The organism is Gordonia sp. N1V (assembly GCF_029269935.1).
Classification (GTDB): Bacteria; Actinomycetota; Actinomycetes; order Mycobacteriales; family Mycobacteriaceae; genus Gordonia; species Gordonia polyisoprenivorans.
Genome location: NZ_JARJDD010000070.1, coordinates 1 through 646 on the forward strand (window position 1 = coordinate 1; position 646 = coordinate 646).

General features: G+C 62.1%; 1 pseudogene and 1 other annotated feature. The pseudogene reads right to left on the reverse strand.

Annotated features, from left to right (window positions below):
• Positions 1-594 (reverse strand): annotated as a pseudogene (locus P3L18_RS28145) (transposase); the annotation flags it as partial.
• Positions 179-310, reverse strand: a sequence feature (AL1L pseudoknot). Its footprint overlaps the pseudogene before it by 132 nt.
• Positions 595-646 lie beyond the last annotated feature (52 nt).

The following is a 646-nucleotide window of genomic DNA, read 5'->3' on the forward strand; positions in this document are numbered from 1 at the left end:
GGCCGACCTGATCGCGACCCATGGGGTGTCCTGCTCGCCACATCTGATGATGCATCTTGCGGACCCCGTAGACACTGCGGTTCTTGGTGAACTGGCGGAACACCTCGTGCGCGGCGTAGGCCTCGGCCAGCGCGGCCGCCGAGATCCGGCCGCGTTGCTTGTGGGCGTAGTAGGTGGACGGGGCGATCTGCATTCCGTACTCGGCGAGTACCCGGCAGATCGGATCGACCCCGAACCTGTCTCTGTGATCGTCGATGTAATCGACGATCAGTGCAGTCGGCGGTCGATCTCCGCCGCCGCGAAAAACGCTGACGCTGTCTTCAAAATCTCATTGGCTCTGCGTAATTCGGCGTTCTCGCGGCGTAACTCGCGCAACTCCGCACCCGGCTCATCTGCCGGTGATGAACTCGCCGTCGAGACCGCCGGCATGTCCTTCTCGATCCAGTTTCGCAACGTCGCCGGATTGATGTCGAGCATCTCCCCGACATGCCGACGCGCTGCGAGTTTGGCACCGCCGACCTCGGCCAGCCGATCGTGATACATCCTCACAGCCCGCTCACGGGTCTCCAGGTCAAACTTTCGTGCTGCTCCCATACCAACATTCTCCTGGTGAGATCACGGTCTCCACCAGACCCAGGACGGTTCA